Source organism: Actinoplanes nipponensis (genome assembly GCF_016862275.1).
Classification (GTDB): Bacteria; Actinomycetota; Actinomycetes; order Mycobacteriales; family Micromonosporaceae; genus Actinoplanes; species Actinoplanes nipponensis.
Window position 1 is genome coordinate 61,467 of record NZ_BOMQ01000016.1, and the last position, 16,120, is coordinate 77,586.

General features: G+C 73.1%; 15 protein-coding genes. 4 read left to right on the forward strand and 11 right to left on the reverse strand.

Annotated features, from left to right (window positions below; translation table 11 throughout):
* Positions 1-65: 65 nt before the first annotated feature.
* The 5 genes from dhaK to Ani05nite_RS06195 are packed head-to-tail and all read right to left on the reverse strand — an operon-like array spanning position 66 to position 4,138.
* Entirely contained in the window at positions 66-1,061 is a 996-nt protein-coding gene (gene dhaK, locus Ani05nite_RS06175; protein WP_203765898.1) for a dihydroxyacetone kinase subunit DhaK, read from the reverse strand.
* Positions 1,058-1,708, reverse strand: a complete 651-nt coding sequence (dhaL, locus tag Ani05nite_RS06180) for a dihydroxyacetone kinase subunit DhaL (protein WP_203765899.1) — start codon at positions 1,706-1,708, stop codon at positions 1,058-1,060. The genes dhaK and dhaL overlap by 4 nt, the downstream gene beginning before the upstream one ends.
* Positions 1,705-2,475 carry an HAD-IA family hydrolase gene (locus tag Ani05nite_RS06185; RefSeq protein WP_203765900.1) on the reverse strand — a complete coding sequence of 257 codons (771 nt, stop codon included), beginning with the start codon at positions 2,473-2,475 and terminating at the stop codon, positions 1,705-1,707. Before Ani05nite_RS06185 ends, dhaL begins: the two co-directional genes overlap by 4 nt.
* Entirely contained in the window at positions 2,469-3,329 is an 861-nt protein-coding gene (locus Ani05nite_RS06190; RefSeq protein WP_203765901.1) for a class II fructose-bisphosphate aldolase, read from the reverse strand. Before Ani05nite_RS06190 ends, Ani05nite_RS06185 begins: the two co-directional genes overlap by 7 nt.
* 8 nt (positions 3,330-3,337) lie before the next feature.
* Positions 3,338-4,138: a helix-turn-helix transcriptional regulator gene (locus Ani05nite_RS06195; RefSeq protein ID WP_203765902.1), complete on the reverse strand. Its 801-nt coding sequence runs from the start codon at positions 4,136-4,138 to the stop codon at positions 3,338-3,340.
* A 62-nt stretch (positions 4,139-4,200) separates the two neighbouring features.
* On the opposite strand from Ani05nite_RS06195, the gene Ani05nite_RS06200 reads away from it, so the two are divergent.
* Both Ani05nite_RS06200 and Ani05nite_RS06205 read left to right on the forward strand, forming a co-directional pair.
* On the forward strand, positions 4,201-6,135 hold the full coding sequence (locus Ani05nite_RS06200) for an alpha-amylase family protein (RefSeq protein ID WP_203765903.1): 1,935 nt from the start codon (positions 4,201-4,203) through the stop codon (positions 6,133-6,135).
* A 91-nt stretch (positions 6,136-6,226) separates the two neighbouring features.
* Positions 6,227-7,027: an ATP-binding protein gene (locus Ani05nite_RS06205; protein WP_203765905.1), complete on the forward strand. Its 801-nt coding sequence runs from the start codon at positions 6,227-6,229 to the stop codon at positions 7,025-7,027.
* A 9-nt stretch (positions 7,028-7,036) separates the two neighbouring features.
* Here the strand turns inward: Ani05nite_RS06205 and manD are convergent, their stop codons facing one another.
* From manD to Ani05nite_RS06235, 6 genes are read right to left on the reverse strand one after another with little or no spacing between them, the layout of a single operon-like run.
* A complete protein-coding gene (gene manD, locus Ani05nite_RS06210; RefSeq protein ID WP_203765907.1) occupies positions 7,037-8,239 on the reverse strand; it encodes a D-mannonate dehydratase ManD in 1,203 nt (400 codons plus the stop codon).
* A 1-nt stretch (position 8,240) separates the two neighbouring features.
* On the reverse strand, positions 8,241-9,080 hold the full coding sequence (locus tag Ani05nite_RS06215) for an ABC transporter permease (protein WP_203765909.1): 840 nt from the start codon (positions 9,078-9,080) through the stop codon (positions 8,241-8,243).
* Positions 9,080-9,964 (reverse strand): ABC transporter permease, encoded by an 885-nt coding sequence (locus tag Ani05nite_RS06220; RefSeq protein ID WP_203765911.1) that lies wholly within the window; start codon positions 9,962-9,964, stop codon positions 9,080-9,082. The genes Ani05nite_RS06215 and Ani05nite_RS06220 overlap by 1 nt, the downstream gene beginning before the upstream one ends.
* Positions 9,961-11,049 (reverse strand): ABC transporter ATP-binding protein, encoded by a 1,089-nt coding sequence (locus Ani05nite_RS06225; protein ID WP_203765913.1) that lies wholly within the window; start codon positions 11,047-11,049, stop codon positions 9,961-9,963. Before Ani05nite_RS06225 ends, Ani05nite_RS06220 begins: the two co-directional genes overlap by 4 nt.
* 13 nt (positions 11,050-11,062) lie before the next feature.
* Positions 11,063-12,262 (reverse strand): extracellular solute-binding protein, encoded by a 1,200-nt coding sequence (locus tag Ani05nite_RS06230; RefSeq protein WP_203765915.1) that lies wholly within the window; start codon positions 12,260-12,262, stop codon positions 11,063-11,065.
* A gap of 15 nt (positions 12,263-12,277) precedes the next feature.
* On the reverse strand, positions 12,278-13,267 hold the full coding sequence (locus tag Ani05nite_RS06235) for a LacI family DNA-binding transcriptional regulator (protein ID WP_203765916.1): 990 nt from the start codon (positions 13,265-13,267) through the stop codon (positions 12,278-12,280).
* Positions 13,268-13,589: 322 nt separating this feature from the next.
* Here Ani05nite_RS06235 and Ani05nite_RS06240 point away from each other — a divergent pair, with 322 nt between their 5' ends.
* Both Ani05nite_RS06240 and Ani05nite_RS06245 read left to right on the forward strand, forming a co-directional pair.
* Positions 13,590-15,173: a pectate lyase family protein gene (locus Ani05nite_RS06240; RefSeq protein WP_203765917.1), complete on the forward strand. Its 1,584-nt coding sequence runs from the start codon at positions 13,590-13,592 to the stop codon at positions 15,171-15,173.
* 138 nt (positions 15,174-15,311) lie between these two features.
* Positions 15,312-16,085 (forward strand): hypothetical protein, encoded by a 774-nt coding sequence (locus Ani05nite_RS06245; protein ID WP_239129383.1) that lies wholly within the window; start codon positions 15,312-15,314, stop codon positions 16,083-16,085.
* Positions 16,086-16,120 lie beyond the last annotated feature (35 nt).

Here is a 16,120-nt window from a genome sequence, read left to right on the forward strand (position 1 = left end):
GATCTTGGCCCATCGGCGGCCCGGGGGCGGCGCGGCACGCCCACACCGCCCCGGGCGCGGCGGGCTCAGCAGACCCGGACCGCCGCCTCGGCCGGCGCCGCCAGCAGGTGGTCGATCTCCTCGTCCAGCCGCACCAGGGTCAGCGAGGCGCCGGCCATGTCGAGCGACGTGCAGTACTCGCCGACGTAGCTGCGCCCCACCGTGATGCCGCGGTCGGCCAGTTGCCGGTGCGCGTGCCGGTACAGGATGTAGAGCTCGCTGATCGGCGTGCCGCCCAGCCCGTTGATCATCAACGCCACCCGGTCGCCCGACCGGTACGGCAGATCGCCGGTCACCGCCTCCAGCAGGTCGTCGACGATCGCGTCGGCCGCCTTGATCCGCCGCCGCTCGCGGCCCGGCTCGCCGTGGATGCCGACCCCGAACTCGATCTCGTCGCCGCCCAGCTCGAACAGCGGCGACCCCTTGGCCGGGGGCGTGCAGGCGGTCAGCGCCACCCCCATCGTGCGCGTGACGTCGTTGACCTTGCGGCCGATCCGCAGCACCTCGTCCAGGTCGGCGCCCTGCTCGGCGGCGGCGCCCACGGCCTTGATGACGAAGAAGTTGCCGGCCACGCCGCGGCGTCCCACGGTGTACGTGGAGTCCTGCACGGCCACGTCGTCGTTGACGGTCAGGATCTCCGCGCGGATCCCGTCGGCCTCGGCCATCTCCTTGCCCATGTCGAAGGCCATCCGGTCGCCGGTGTAGTTGTTGACCAGCAGCAGCACGCCCTTGGGGGAGGCGAGCAGCTTCGCGGTCTCGTACACGTAGTCCATCGGCGGGGCGGCGAACACGTCGCCCGGGCAGGCCGCGTCGAGCAGGCCGCGGCCGACCACCATGACGTGCGCCGGCTCGTGGCCGGAGCCGGAGCCCTGCACGATGGACACCTTGTCCGCGCGGGGCGCGTCGGCCCGCATGATGAGGTTGTACGCGGGGACGTACCGCAGGCTGTCCGGGTTGGCCAGCGCGACCCCCTCCAGCATCTCGGCCACGTAGTTCTTGGGGTCGTTGACGAACTTCTTCACGCCGTCCCTCCTCGCTTCTGCCAGCTCTCACTGATCCGCTCGGCGATGACCGCCACCGCGACCGCGCCCGCGTCGACCGAGCCCCGGCTGCGCTCGCCGGTGTACGAGGCGCGCCCGCGCCTGGCGACCATCCCGGCGGTGGCCTCGGCTGCGTCCCGGGCGGCGCCGGCGGCGGCCGGCAGCGCCTCCATTGCTCCGGCGCCGCGGGCGAACTCCTGCTCCAGCCGGTCGGTCAGCGGGACCAGCGCGTCCAGCAGCGTCTTGTCGCCGACGTCCGACTGGCCGCGGGCCTTGATCCCCTCGGCGGCCGCGCGCAGCATCGCCACCACCTGCTCGCCGGTCAGGTCCTCGGTGGAGCCGGCGGCGGCGCCCGCGCGCAGGAAGGCGGTGCCCCAGAGCGGTCCGGAGGTGCCGCCGACCCGCGACGCGAGGACCATCCCGCTGCGCTTGAGGAACGTGCCGGCGTCGCTGCGGTCGAGGCTGTCCCAGCCCTCCAGCAGCTTCTCGAAGCCACGGGCCAGCGAGTAGCCGAAGTCGCCGTCGCCGACCACGGCGTCGAGGTCGCCGAAGTACTTCTCGTTCTCCACGGCCGTCTCGGCGATCGTCCGGACCACCAGCTCGGCCCCGGCCAGCGCGTTGCCACTCATCGGCGTTCCTCCAGGCAGGCGCGCAGGTCGTCGAGGGTCAGGTGGTCGCCCGGGCGCGCCCTGCTCCGGTTGGCCAGCACCTGGATCGGCGGGCGGCCCGGGTCGCCCAGTTCGGACACGACCAGCGCGGCCTCGCGGAAGTCCTCGTCGCGGGTGTAGCCGTTGACCGTGACCAGGCAGGCCAGTCCGGCGCCGCGCGCGGCCAGCAGCCCGTTGCGGGAGTCCTCGATCACCAGCGTGTCCGCGGGATCCAGGCCGAGCCGGTCGGCGGTGAGCTGGTAGATCGCCGGATCGGGCTTCTTGGCCGGCACGACGTCGCCGGCGAACACCGGGATCCTCGCGGCCGTGCCCGGACCGACCGCGGTCGCCAGCACCGCGCGCACCGACTCCTCCGCCGACGTGGATGCCACCGCGACGGCCCAGCCCGCCGCCAGCGCCGCGTGGATGATCCGGTGGACGCCGGGCCGGGGCGGGATGCGGCCCTCGGCCACCAGCGCCCGGAACCGTTCGGTCTTGGCCCGGTGCCAGGTGCGCAGCAGGTCGGTCCGGTCGGCGTCGCCCACGGCCGCGGCGAAGGCGGGCTCGGCGAACAGCGACGCCATCCGCTCCTTGCCGCCGCCGATGCGCAGCTTGGCCGCGTACTCCTGCTCGCTCCACCGGGCGGGCAGGCCGAACTGCGCGAAGGTGGCGTTGAACGCGGGCAGGTGGCCGTACCGCTCGGTGTCGGCGAGCACGCCGTCGCAGTCGAACACCAGCGCGGTCACCACGCGCGGCCCGACCCGCCGAACAACCGGATGTGGCGGCGGGCCATGTCCACGACCGCGGCCCGCTGGTGCCGGAACAGCGCCGGCGGATCCCACTGGTCGCGCTCGGCCGCCCCGCGCAGGAACTCCAGGCTGGACTTCAGGTACGTCTCCTTGAGCGCCGTCGAGATGTTGACCTTCGCGCAGCCGCGGCCGATCAGGTCGGTGAACTGCTCGTCGGACAGCCCGGTGCCGCCGTGCAGGGCCATCGGGACGCCGGTGGCCGCGACCAGGTCGCTGACCCGCTGGGCGTCGAGCACCGGCGCCCGCTTGTACTGCCCGTGCGCGTTGCCGATGGCCGGGGCGAAGCAGTCCACCCCGGTGCGCTTGATGAAGTCGACCGCGACCTCCAGGCTCTGCACCGCCGACGGGTCGTCGGAGCCGAGGTCGTCCTCGACGCCCTGGATGCCCTCGATCTCGCCCTCGACGTGCGCGCCGGCCCGGCGGGCCTCGGCCACCACCGCGGTGGTCTGCCGCAGGTTCTCGGCCACGTCCAGCTCGTGGGCGTCGAACAGCACCGAGTTCCAGCCGCCCCGCAAGCAGTCGGAGATGACCGACCGGTCCGGACAGTGGTCCAGGTGCAGCGCCACCGGCACGGGCACGTCGCGGACCAGGGCGGCGACGATGTCGTGGAGCCGGCGCCGGCCGTACATGCGGACCGTCTTCACCGACGTCTGCAGGATGACCGGGGCCCGTTCCGCCTCCGCGGCGGCGAGCACCGCCTCGATGGTCAGGTCGTTGACGATGTTGAAGGCGGCCACCCCGTACCGCTCGGCGAGCGCGCGGTCGAGGATGTCCTTCAGGGCGGTGACGCTCACAGCGCCAGTCAAGACCCCCGGGGGCGGGTGGCGGTATGGGGGAGATTCCCCATCCAGCCGTGGTCCAGGGCGGTGACCACGGCCGCCGTCCGGTTGGAGGTCCCGGTCTTGCGCATGATCGCGGCGACGTGCTTCTCCACGGTCTTCGCGGACAGCCCCAGCCCGCTCGCCATCTCGCGGTAGGTCAGCCCCCGCCGGAGCAGCCCGAGCACCTCGGCCTCGCGCGGGGTGAACGGCGCCGGCCCGGACGGGCCCGGCCGGTACGGCCCGCCGGCGCCCCCGAACAGCGGGTCGCCCCGTCCCGATTCGACAATCGCCGCCGCCGCGGTCTGGGTCAGCGCCTCCAGCTGGTCGACGCCCCGCGTCGAGAGGGTGCCGGCCGTGGGCCCGAAGGCGACACTGACCGCGATCACCTCGCCGCGCCACCAGATCGGCACGGCCGCCGCCGGGCCCCGCCGGGCGGGGTGGGCCACGGCCAGGTGCCCCGCCCGCAGCAGGCCGTAGTCCGGGATCACCACCGGGCACCGGCGGCCGAACGCGCGGCCGGTCGCGCCCTCGTCCAGCGGGAACGAGCGGCCGAGCTGGCAGGAGGCGCCGTACTCGGCGGCCTTGACGTAGCGCCCGCGGTCGGCGTCGATCAGCGACACGCTGCCGGCCACCGAGCCGGTCAGTCGGCCGGTGTGGTGCAACAGCCGCCGCAGCACCCGGGCCAGCCGGAGATCGCCGTAGACGTCGGCGACCGCCTCGTCGAGGCGGAAGGCATCCCCGGCTGAGCCGGCCGCGGCGCGGCCGCCCGCGTGCGGCGACATACCCCGAACCTAGGGTCCGCCGAACGGGGAAGCAACGGCCGGTCCACGCGTACGGTGAGCAGATGGAGATCGCTGTGCGCCGCCGGGCCGCCGACGCCCTGCGGGAGCTCCTGCCCGAGCTGACCGCCGACGCGACCCGTCGCCTCGGGCCCGGCGACGCGGTGGCGTTCCTGGCCCGGTTGGAGACCTCGCTGCTGGACATCTTCGAGCCGCTGGACACGGTCTACGGCGAGCCGTTGCTGGCCGGGATGGTCGAGGTCGCCCTGGCCGCGGCGGCCGCGCGCCCGGCCGCCCTGCGCGAGCTGGACCGCCGCCGCGAGGTGGACCGCGGCTGGTACCAGCGGGCCCGGATGATCGGCTACGTCTGCTACGCCGACCGGTTCGCCGGCACGCTCGCCGGCCTGCCCGGCAAGCTGGACTACCTGGACGAGCTCGGGGTGACCTACCTGCATCTCATGCCGCTGCTCAAGCCGCGGCCGGGCGAGAACGACGGCGGGTACGCGGTGATGGACTACCGCGAGGTCGACCCGCGGCTGGGCAGCATGGCGGAGCTGGCTGCGGTGGCCACGGCGCTGCGGGAACGGGGCATGAGCCTCTGCGTCGACCTGGTGCTCAACCACACCGCCCGGGAGCACCCGTGGGCCCGCGGCTGGGTGGCCGGCGACCCGGCGTACGAGAACTTCTACCTCTCGTTCCCCGACCGGGAGCTGCCCGACGCCTACGAGCGGACCATCGTCCCGGTCTTCCCGGACCGCGCGCCCGGGTCCTTCACCTGGGACGACGAGCGCGGCGCGTGGGTCTGGACCACCTTCTGGAACTACCAGTGGGACCTGGACTACCGCAATCCGGCGGTGTTCCGGGCCATGCTGGAGACCATCCTGTGGCTGGCCAACCAGGGCATCGACATCTTCCGGCTGGACGCGGTCCCGTTCATCTGGAAGCGGCTCGGCACCACCTGCATGAACCAGCCCGAGGTGCACCTGATCGTGCAGGCCCTGCACGCGCTGACCCGGCTGGCCGCGCCCGGCGTCGTCTTCAAGGCCGAGGCGATCGTGGCCCCGGACGACCTGGTGCCGTACCTCGGCGGGCACGACCGCTACCGGCCGGAGTGCGAGCTGGCCTACCACAACCAGCTCATGGTGCTGCTGTGGAGCAGCCTGGCCACCAAGGACGCGCGCCTGATGGCCCAGTCCCTGCGGCGGATGCGGGAGATCCCGGCCGAGGCGTCGTGGGTGACCTACGTGCGTGGCCACGACGACATCGGCTGGGCGATCAGCGCCGAGGACGCGGCGGCGGTCGGCTGGGACTGGTGGAACCACCGCAACTTCCTCAACGCGTTCTACTCGGGCTCCTTCTGGCAGTCGTACGCCCGCGGCGCGCTGTTCCAGGAGAACCCCGAGACCGGCGACGCGCGGATCTCCGGCTCGGCGGCGGCGCTGTGCGGCATCGAGGCGGCCGGCACCCCGGAGGAGCTGGACCGGGCGATCCGCCGGCTGGTGCTGCTGCACGCGGTCACCTTCGCGTACGGGGGCATCCCGCTGATCTACATGGGCGACGAGCTGGCGCTGGGCAACGACGCCTCGTACCGCGACGATCCGGCCCTGGCCGACGACAACCGCTGGATGCACCGGCCGCCGATGGACTGGGCCCGGGCCGAGCGCCGGCACGATCCGGCCACCGTGCCGGGCCGCGTCTTCTCCTGGATGCGGCGCCTGGCCGGGGCCCGCAAGGATCTGCTCGCCCTGCGCACCGGCGGCCTGATCGAGGTGCTGGGGGTCGACAACGGCGCCGTCTTCGCGTGGCGCCGGCGGCATCCGCGCAGCGGAAATTTCGTCGGCCTGGCGAATTTTTCGGCCGAGCCGCAGTCGGTCGGCGCCGCCGCGTTCGGCCACCTGGGCTGGCTGGAGACCGCGCTGAGCAGCGACGGCCCGCTGGAGGTCCGGGAGGGCCGGGCGCAGCTACCGGCGCTGGGCTTCGTCTGGCTGATCGAGCGCTGACCGCAACTCGACGTGTGGGCTATATCCACGGAGGGTGATCCGCGGCTAGTCTGACAATTCTCGCTCGATTCCCGGTGCACCAGGAGTATCCATGCCCGGAGAGCTCCGTCCGCCCTACCTCATCGGCCGTGCCCCCGCCGGCGGCGACGGCCGGGTCTCGGTCACCGCCGACGTGGCGGCCGGAGCCATCGAGGTGGCGGTCCACGGCCGCTGGAGCCCGTCACTGCGCCTGCAGGCGTGGACGGCGGTGTCCAAATGCTTCGTCGAGCACCCCCCGGCGGTCCTCGTCGACCTGCACGGCCTGGAGGATCCGCTGGCGGCCAGCGCCCCGGCGTGGTGGACCATGGGCATGACCGGGGTGCGGATGGCGCCACCGGTGACGGTGGTCGTCTGTCTCCCCCCGGCGGCGCGGCTGGCCGGCCGGCTCAACCAGCTGGGCGCCCGGCGCTACCTGCCGGTGTACGCGACCATGCCGCGGGCCCGCGACGCCGTGGCGGCCCGGCTGCCGCTGACCGAACGGGTGCAGGCGCGGCTGGCGCCCGAGCGGGAGGCGGCCGGCCGGGCATGCGCCCTCGTCGCGGACGCCTGCGTGGCCTGGCGGCTCACCCCGCTGCGGGCCGCGGCCGAGCTGATCGTCACGGAGCTGGTGCACAACGCCGTCCGGCACGCCGGCACCGGGATCGTCGTCACCCTGTCCCGGCGGGGCGCCGGGGTGCACCTGGCGGTCAACGACGACGACCCGCGGCTGCCCGTGCCGGACCCGGCGTTGCGCGAGCCGGGCGACGGCGTCCACGGGCTGGCCGCCGTGCACGCGGCCGCGACCGCCTGGGGCGCCATGCCGACGAGCACGGGCAAGGTCGTCTGGGCGGTGGTGCGGGCCGGCCGCTCCTGAGCCGGCGGCTCACCAGCTGTGCACGGTGCCGTCCTCCAGGCGGTTCACCGGCAGGGCGGCCGGCCGGTACGGGTACCGCGCCGCCAGCTCCTCGTCGATGTCCACGCCCAGCCCGGGTTCCTCGGACGGGTGCAGGTAGCCGTCGGCGTACGAGTAGGTGTGCGGGAACACGGCGTCGGTCTCCGCGGTGTGCGGCATGTACTCCTGGAGACCGAAGTTGGGGATGCTCAGGTCCACGTGCAGCGCCGCGGCCAGGCAGACCGGGGACAGGTCGGTGGCGCCGTGCGAGCCGCTGCGCACGTGGTACAGCGCGGCCAGGTCGAAGATGCGGCGCAGGTGGGTGATGCCGCCGGCGTGCACCACGCTGGTGCGGACGTAGTCGATGAGCTGCTCGGTGATCAGCTGCCGGCAGTCCCAGATGCTGTTGAACACCTCCCCGACGGCGAGCGGCGTGGTGGTGTGCCGCCGGATCAGCCGGAAGCCCTCCGGCAGCTCCGCCGGCACCGGATCCTCCAGCCAGGTCAGCCCGTACGGCTCCAGCGCGCGGCCCAGCCCGGCGGCCTCGATCGGGGTGAGCCGGTGGTGCACGTCGTGCAGCAGGCGCAGCTCCGGGCCGAACTCGGCGCGCACCTTCGCCAGGACCGACGGCACGTGCGTCAGGTACCGCGGGGTCGACCAGGTCGTCTCCGGCACCGAGCCGGCCGGCTCGTAGGTGCGCGCGTCGGCGCTCACGCCGTAGGTGTTGCTGAGGCCCGGCACCGCCGTCTGCACCCGGACCGCCCGGTAGCCCGCGTCCACCAGCCGGGCCACGTCGGTCAGCGCCTCGTCGACGGTCTCGCCGGCGGCGTGGCCGTAGACCGTCACGCCGTCCCGGCTGCGCCCGCCGAGCAGCTGGTACACCGGCAGCCCGGCGACCTTGCCCTTCAGGTCCCACAGCGCGGTGTCCACGGCGGCGATCGCGCTCATCGTCACCGGCCCCCGCCGCCAGTACGCCCCCTGGTAGAGCAGCTGCCAGGTGTCCTCGATCCGGGCCGGGTCCCGGCCCCGCAGCACCGGCGCGACGTGCTCGCCCAGGTACGCGGCGACCGCCAGCTCGCGCCCGTTCAGCGTGGCGTCGCCGACCCCGGTCAGGCCGGCGTCCGTGACCAGCTTGAGCGTCACGAAGTTGCGGCCGGGGCAGGTCACGATCACCCGGGCGTCCACGATCCGCATCTCAGTCCCCCTCGTCGCGGACCCGGGCCACCAGCTGGGTCGGGTTGACGAAGCGCAGCGCCAGCACGAGCAGCACCAGCATCATCGCCGTGTAGATCACCGCCATCGCGTCGATGGACTGCTGGGCCCGGATCCCGGCCGCCGACATCGAGTAGTACAGCGCGACGACCAGGGTCTGCGAGTCCGGCCCGGCGGTCAGGAAGGTCAGCTCGAACATGCCCACGGTGCGTACCAGCACCAGGATGGAGGCGGCCAGGATGCCGGGCACCAGCAGCGGCGCCAGGATGCGCAGGAACACCTGCCGGGTGCCGGCGCCGCACATCCGCGCGGCCCGCTCGACCGCCGGGTCGATCTGCTCGATGAACGGCGTCATGGTCAGGATCACGAACGGCACCGAGGGCACCAGGTTGGCCAGCACCACGCCGGAGAGGTTGCCGGCGAAGCCGTACTTGTAGAGCACCGTGGCCAGCGGGATGCCGTAGGTGATCGGCGGCATCAGGATCGGCAGCAGGAACAGCAGGTAGAGCAGCCGGCGTCCGGGGAACGCGCGGCGGGCCAGCACGTACGCGGCCGGCACGCCGATCAGCACGGAGATGCCGACCACCAGCGCCGACACCTCCAGGGTGACGATCAGCACCGGCAGCAGGGTGAACTCGTCCCAGGCCTGGGCGTACCAGGAGGTGGTCCAGCCCAGCGGCAGCCAGGTGTCGAACCACCGGGTGCCGAACGAGCTCACCACGACCGAGGAGATCACCCCGGCCAGGAAGACGAAGAACGCCACCACCGCGCCCCAGACCAGCCAGGCCGCCGGGGTCGCCACGATGCTGCGCCGGGCGGCCATCAGCCTTTGCCTCCCGCCGTCGTTCCGGTGTAGAGCAGGGCCCGCCAGCCCAGCACCGCGGCGATGACCAGCAACTCCACCAGCCCCATCAGCACGGCGACGGCCGAGGCGAGCGGATAGTCGTAGCGGACGTACGCGGCGTCGTAGGCGGCGATCGACATCACCCGGGTGGTCCCGGACGGGTCACCGACCAGCACCGCCGACGGGAACACGCTGAACGCCAGCACGAAGGTCAGGCAGAACGTGGTGGCCAGCCCGGGCGCGAGCAGCGGCAGCGTGATCCGCCGGAAGCGCTGCCACCGGCCGGCGCCGAGGGTCGCCGCGGCCCGTTCCAGGCTGGGGTCGATGCCCGACAGGTACGACAGCACCAGCAGGAAGGCGAACGGGAACCCGGTGATGACCAGGGAGAAGAAGACCCCCCAGAAGTTGTTGGTCAGGCGCACGGGCGCGTCCACGAGCCCCGCGCTCAGCAGCGTGCGGTTGAACCAGCCGGTCGGGCCGAGAAAGTTCAGCAGGCCCTGCGCGGTCAGCACGGTGCCCAGGGTGATCGGCACGACCAGCAGGGTGGTCACCAACCGCTTGCCGCGGAACCGGCCGCGCATCCGGTACGCGATCGGCACCGAGGCGAGCACGTTGAGCAGCGCGGCCGGCAGCGACAGCCGCAGCGTGGTGAGGATCGTGTCGCGCAGGTACGCGTCGGTGAAGAACTCCCGGTACGCCCCCAGCATCCCGCCCCGGGTGGGCTGGAAGGACAGGCCCACGCCGTACAGGAAGGGGTAGATGAAGAGGGTGACCACGAACAGCGCCGCGGGCAGCAGCAGCAGCAACTGCCGGTCGACGCCGCGCTCGGCCAGGCGGTGCCGCAGCGCGGGTCGCGCGCTCATGAGGGGAACACCAGGAGCCGCCGGGGCTCGACCGTCACGGCGATCCGGTCGCCGACCGCGGGCCGGTCGGCCGAGAGCAGACTGAGCGCGATGCCGCCGGCGGTGCGGGCCTCGACGGCGACCTCCCGTCCCTGGTACTCGACGACCTCGACGGTGGCCGGCAGGCCGGGGCCGATGATCAGATCCTCCGGGCGGACGGCGGCCATCACGGCGCTGCCCGGCGCCGGGTCGCCCACCGGCGTGCCGACCAGCTCATGGCCCTCGATCTCCACGACGATGCCGGCGCCCCGCCGCGGCCCGGCGGTCAGCGGCAGCAGGTTGCGGTATCCCATGAAATCGGCGACGTGCCAGTTGGCCGGCTCGGCGTGCAGCTGCTCGGGCGGGCCGATCTGCTGCACCCGGCCGGCCCGCAGCACGACCAGGCGGTCGGCCAGCGACAGCGCCTCCTCCTGGTCGTGGGTGACGTAGACGGTGGTCAGCCCGAGCGACTGGTGCAGCCGGCGGATCTCGGTGCGCATCTCCAGCCGCAGCTTGGCGTCCAGGTTGGACAGTGGCTCGTCCATCAGCACCAGGGACGGCTCGAGCACGACCGCGCGGGCGATCGCGACCCGCTGCTGCTGGCCGCCGGAGAGCTGGCCGGGCAGCTTGCCGGCCTGCTCCTGCAGGTGCACCAGGCGCAGCGCCTCGTCCACCCGGCGGCGCAGCTCGGCGCGCGGCACCTTGCGCATCTGCAGCCCGAACGCGATGTTCCGGCGGACCGACAGGTGCGGGAAGAGCGCGTAGTTCTGGAACACCATGCCGAATCCGCGCCGCTCCGGCGGGAGCACGTCGAGGCGGGCCTCGTCCTGCCAGATGCTGCCCCGGGTCAGCGGCAGCAGCCCGGCGAGGCAGTTGAGCGCGGTGGACTTGCCGCAGCCGGACGGGCCGAGCAGGGCGATGAACTCGCCCCGCCGGATGGTGAGGTCCAGGTCGGCGAGCGCTTCGTGACCGCCGAAGCTGCGGCTGACCCCGTCCAGGCGCAGCGTCTCGAAGCGCCCGGGCCGGCCGGCCGGCGTGCCCGGACGCCGGGTCGCCGCCGCCGTCACGCCGGCACCGCGCTCACTTGGCCACCTTCGCCCCGCCGATCTCGCGGTCCCACCGGTCGAACGCGGCGACCAGCTGCTTGGCCCCCAGCGGCACCTCGAGCGGGTGGCCGGCGATCAGCCCGGCGTACTCGGGGCGGCCGAACTCGCCGATGGCGGCCCGGCTCTCCGGCGGCGCCATCGCCAGGTCCACGTCCTTGATCGCGGGGCCCGGGTAGAAGTAGCCCTTGTCGTACGCCTTGGCCTGCTGCTCCTTGGTGAGCATGTGGGCGAGCAGCAGCAGGATGGCCGACTGCTTGTCGGTCGACACGCCCTTGGGCACGACGGCGTAGTGCGCGTCCGTCACCCAGTGGAAGCCCTCCAGGGTGCCGACCGCGGCCTCCTTCGGCACGGTGCCGAGCACCCGCGGGTTGATGTCCCAGCCGGTCGTCGTGGCGATGATCCTGGCCGAGCCGTTGGCCAGGTTCTTCATGGTCTCCCCGGTGCTGGACGGGTAGAGCGTCACGTACTTGTTCAGCTCGCCCAGGTAGGCCCAGGTCTTGTCCCAGCCGCCGGTCGGGTCGGTGGGGTCCTGGTCGCCGAGCAGGTAGGGCAGGCCCATCAGGAAGGTGCGGCCCGGCCCGGAGTTCGACGGCCGGGCGTACTGCACCGCGCCCGGGTTGGCCTTGGCGTAGGCGAGCAGCTCCTGGGCGGTCCGCGGCGGGTTCGGCACCTTGGCCGGCAGGTATTCGATCAGCGGGCCGGACGGGTAGTAGGTCACGGTCACCCCGGAGTCGCCGGCCAGCTTCTGCATGGCCGCGGCGCCGGGCAGGTAGTCCCGTACGGCGGGGAGCCGGTCCGCGTACTTCGCCAGCAGCGGGTTCCACAGGCCCTGCTCGATGCCGGCCGAGAGCCCGTCCACCCCGGTCAGCACCAGGTCGATGTCGACCCGGTTGGCGTTCTGCTGGGCCTTGACCTTGCCGACCAGCTCCGGCGCGGGCGACTTCGAGTAGGTCACCCGGCTGATCACGCCGGAGTTGTGGCTGACGAAGTCGTCGATCATGCCCTGGGTGAGCTGCAGGTTGCCGGCGACGTCGAGGATGTTCAGGGTGACCGCCCGGCCGGGCTTGGCGGGCACCTCGCCGTCCGTGTCCTGGCCGGGCCCCGAGGCGTCGGGTGCGCTGCAGGCGGTCAACAGCAGGAGAGCGGCGGTCGCGGCGGTGGCGGCACGTCTCATCGGGAGCCTTCCTTCTCAGTCGGTGGGCGGCGGGCCGGTGGAGGCCCGGACCATCAGGTGGGTGCCCAGCTCCCGGCGGGTGGCGCCGGCGCCCTCCGGGTCCCGCAGCAGGGCCAGCAGCAGGTCGACACCGGCCCGACCGGAGCTCTCCATGGGCAGCCCGACGGTGGTCAGGGACGGATGCACCATCGCGGCCAGGGCGATGTCGTCGAAACCGAGCACGCTGATCTCGGCCGGCACCGCGATCCCGCGCGCGTTGAAGCGGCTGAGCAGGCCCAGCGCGATGACGTCGTTGTAGGCGATGACGGCGGTGACCCCGGCCGCGAGCACCGGGTCGGCCGCGGCCACCCCGCCGTCGAACTGCGGCTGGACGGGACCGATCTCGGCCAGGTGGGCCCCGGCCGCCGCGACGGCCGCGCGCAGCCCGCGCACCCGTTCGCGGTTGGACCAGGACGTGCGCGGGCCGGCGACGTAGGCGATCCGGCGGTGACCCAGCGCGGTGAGGTGGGTGACGGCCTGCCGCATGCCGCCGGGATTGTCGACGGTGACCGCCGGGATGCGGCCGACCCGGCGGTTGAGCAGGACCAGCGGGGTCTGCGTCGCGAAGCCGCGCAGCTCGGTCCCGCTCATCCGGGGCGAGCACAGCACGAGGCCGTCGACCTGTTTGGCCAGGGTCCGGACCAACCGCACCTCGGCCGCCGGGTCCTCGTCGGTGTCGGCGAGGAAGACGGCGTGGTCGGCCTCGCGGGCGCGGGCCTGGATGCCCTTCACCACGCCCGGGAAGAACGGGTTGCCCAGGTCGGGCACGACCAGGCCGAGGTTGCCGGTGCGCCCGGTGATGAGGCCGCGGGCGGCGCGGTTGGGGGAGTAGTCGAGCTCGGCGGCCGAGCGCCGGACGCGTTCCCGGGTCTCGGCCCGGACCAGCTCCGGCGCCGACAGGGCCCGGCAGACCGTGGACGGCGACACCCCGGCCGCCCGGGCCACGTCCTTGATCGTCACCACCATCGGTGCCTCCGCCTCGCCGGTGTGCCGCCACGGGGAGTGCTGCGCTGAGTGTGAAATCCTTTGCGGACTCTTGTCAATAGATGGTTGTCGATCAAGGCCCCGGCGTGCGGAAGCGGGCTGAAATCGTTTGTGGCACTCCGGTCCACCGGCGGCGACCGGCCCGGCCCATTGCCCCGTAATACGGACAACATCTTGCCGTAACAATCGACACGTCTCTATCCTCCTGGCAGGTAAGCGCTTACCTGGAGCGCTCCCACGGACCCCGACGTGCCACGGACGAAGGGCTCCTCCACCGCAACCGTGGGCGAAGGTGAGTACGAGCATGAGACGACCAGCCGCACTGCGGCTCCTGGCGGCCGTGTCCACAGTGGCCGCCGGCGGAGCGATCGCCGTGGCCCTGCCGATGTCCCAGGCCTCGGCCGCGGCCGGCGCCGCCACCGGCTACGCCACCCAGAACGGCGGCACCACCGGCGGCGCGGGCGGCCCGACCGTCCGCGCCACCACGGGCACCGCGATCCACGCGGCCCTGTGCGGCCGGGCCAGCAGCAGCTCCCCGATCATCATCGAGGTGCAGGGCACCATCAACCACGGCAACACCGCCAAGGTGTCGGGTGACAGCTGCAACACCGCCGCCGGCGTGATCGAGCTCAAGCAGATCAGCAACGTCACGATCGTCGGCGTGGGCAGCGGGGCCGTCTTCGACCAGCTGGGCATCCACATCCGTGACTCCAGCAACATCATCATACAGAACGTCACCGTCCGGAACGTCAAGAAGTCGGGCTCGCCCACCTCCAACGGCGGCGACGCCATCGGCATGGAGAGCACGGTCCGCAACGTCTGGGTCGACCACGTCAGCCTGGAGGCGTCCGGCGGGGAGTCGGAGGGCTTCGACGGCCTGATCGACATGAAGGACAACGTCCAGTACGTCACGCTGTCCTACAGCACCCTGCGCAACTCCGGCCGCGGCGGGCTGATCGGCTCCAGCGAGAGCGACCGGTCGAACGGCTTCATCACGTTCCACCACAACCTGTACGAGAACCTCGACTCCCGTACGCCCCTGCTGCGCGGCGGCATCGCGCACATCTACAACAACTCGTACGTGAGCCTCAACGAGTCGGGCATCAACTCCCGCGCCGGGGCCCGCGCCCGGGTGGAGAACAACTACTTCCGCAACTCCAAGGACGTGCTGGGCACCTTCTACACCTCCGAGGCCGGCTTCTGGCAGGTCAGCGGCAACATCTTCGACAACGTGACCTGGTCGGCGCCGGGCAGCGAGAACAACCCGGCCGGCCCGAACCCGGTGTCCAACACCAGCGTGAGCATCCCGTACTCGTACAGCATGGACGGGGCGGCCTGCGTACCGGAGATCGTCCGGCAGACGGCCGGCGCCAACACCGGCCTGAAGGTGTCCAACGGCAGCTGCTCGCCGCAGCAGCCGAGCCCGACCACCCCGACGCCGAGCCCGACCACCCCGACGCCGAGCCCGACCACGCCGACGCCGACGCCGACCACCCCGACGCCCACGCCGACCCAGCCGAGCGGGACGAACCTCAGCATCGGCGCCGGCTCGGACGGCTCCAGCAAGGCCGACGGCACGGGCTACGGCAACGTGCGCGACGGCAACCTGGGCACCTACTGGTCGCCGGCCGGCTCGACCGGTTCCATCTCCATCAAGTGGGGCTCCGCGACCACGGTGTCGCGGGTCGTCATCCGGGAGGCGGCGGGCTCCGCCGGCGCGATCCGGTCGTGGCAGGTCGTCAACCACGACACCGGGGCGGTGCTGGCCTCGGGGAGCGGGGCCGGCGTGATCACCTTCCCGGCGACCGCGCTGAAGAAGATCACCTTCACCATCGTCAGCGCGAGCGGCACGCCCAGGGTCGCCGAGTTCGAGACCTACGCCGGCTGACCGGGCGCCCGGCCCGGGGGCGTGGACCGTCGCACCTGACGGCCGCGCCCCCGGGCCCGGCGGGGCGGGTCAAGGCATCGATGATGTGCGATGATGGGAGCGCTCCCAAACCGAGTGCCGCCGTCGAGGAGGACCGCCTTGAAGCCCATCGCCCTGCTGGCCGCCGTGTCCGCGCTGACCCTGAGCCTGCTCACCGGCGCCCAGCCCGCCGCCGGCACGGGTTCCCGCGGCTGCGCGCGACCCGGCGTGCTGTTCTGCGAGAACTTCGACCGGCTGGCCCCGGGCGGCGCCAGCAGCCTCGACTGGGGCATCGACACCCGCAACGGCACCCTCACCGTGGAGCGGGCGCGCGGCGGCCGGGGTGGCAAGGTGCTGCACGTCCGTACGCTCGACAACGGGCGGGCCTTCCTGCGCGCCGACGATCTCGCCGTGCCCCCGGGCGGTCTCTACGGCCGGATGCGGCTGCGCGTCGCCGCGTTCCCCACCGCGCCCGACTGGGCGCACTTCACCCTGGTCGAGGCCACCGGCAGCGGCAGCGCGGAGGTCGTCCGGCCGGTCGGCGGCCAGTACGTCCCCACGGTGGGCCGGTCCCTGTGGGGCATCGGCGCCGACGGCGGCCCCACCGGCGACTGGACCGCCTGGACCGAGGCCGCCCCGGCCGCCGCCGGCGCCTGGCAGTGCGTGGAATGGCGGCTCGACCCGGTGACGAACACCGTCACCACCTGGTTCGGCGGCCGGGTCACGCTGACCGCCGGCGAGCAGGCGCACGGCGGCAACCCGGTGCCGTTCGTCCTGCCCACGGTCGACACGGTCAAGATCGGCTGGCAGCTCTACCAGGGCGGCACCACGCCCGCCGCCTTCGACCTCTGGATCGACGACATCGCGCTCGCGACCGGGCGGGTCGGCTGCTGAGCCCGGGCGCGGATCCGCGCGGCGCCCGGTAGGGT

Coding starts and splice junctions, on each gene's coding strand:
- dhaL (WP_203765899.1), bottom strand. CDS start 1,708: ATGAGTGGCAACGCGCTGGCCGGGGCCGAGCTGGTGGTCCGGACGATC.
- Ani05nite_RS06195 (WP_203765902.1), bottom strand. CDS start 4,138: ATGTCGCCGCACGCGGGCGGCCGCGCCGCGGCCGGCTCAGCCGGGGAT.
- Ani05nite_RS06200 (WP_203765903.1), top strand. CDS start 4,201: ATGGAGATCGCTGTGCGCCGCCGGGCCGCCGACGCCCTGCGGGAGCTC.
- Ani05nite_RS06205 (WP_203765905.1), top strand. CDS start 6,227: ATGCCCGGAGAGCTCCGTCCGCCCTACCTCATCGGCCGTGCCCCCGCC.
- manD (WP_203765907.1), bottom strand. CDS start 8,239: ATGCGGATCGTGGACGCCCGGGTGATCGTGACCTGCCCCGGCCGCAAC.
- Ani05nite_RS06215 (WP_203765909.1), bottom strand. CDS start 9,080: ATGGCCGCCCGGCGCAGCATCGTGGCGACCCCGGCGGCCTGGCTGGTC.
- Ani05nite_RS06220 (WP_203765911.1), bottom strand. CDS start 9,964: ATGAGCGCGCGACCCGCGCTGCGGCACCGCCTGGCCGAGCGCGGCGTC.
- Ani05nite_RS06230 (WP_203765915.1), bottom strand. CDS start 12,262: ATGAGACGTGCCGCCACCGCCGCGACCGCCGCTCTCCTGCTGTTGACC.
- Ani05nite_RS06235 (WP_203765916.1), bottom strand. CDS start 13,267: ATGGTGGTGACGATCAAGGACGTGGCCCGGGCGGCCGGGGTGTCGCCG.
- Ani05nite_RS06240 (WP_203765917.1), top strand. CDS start 13,590: ATGAGACGACCAGCCGCACTGCGGCTCCTGGCGGCCGTGTCCACAGTG.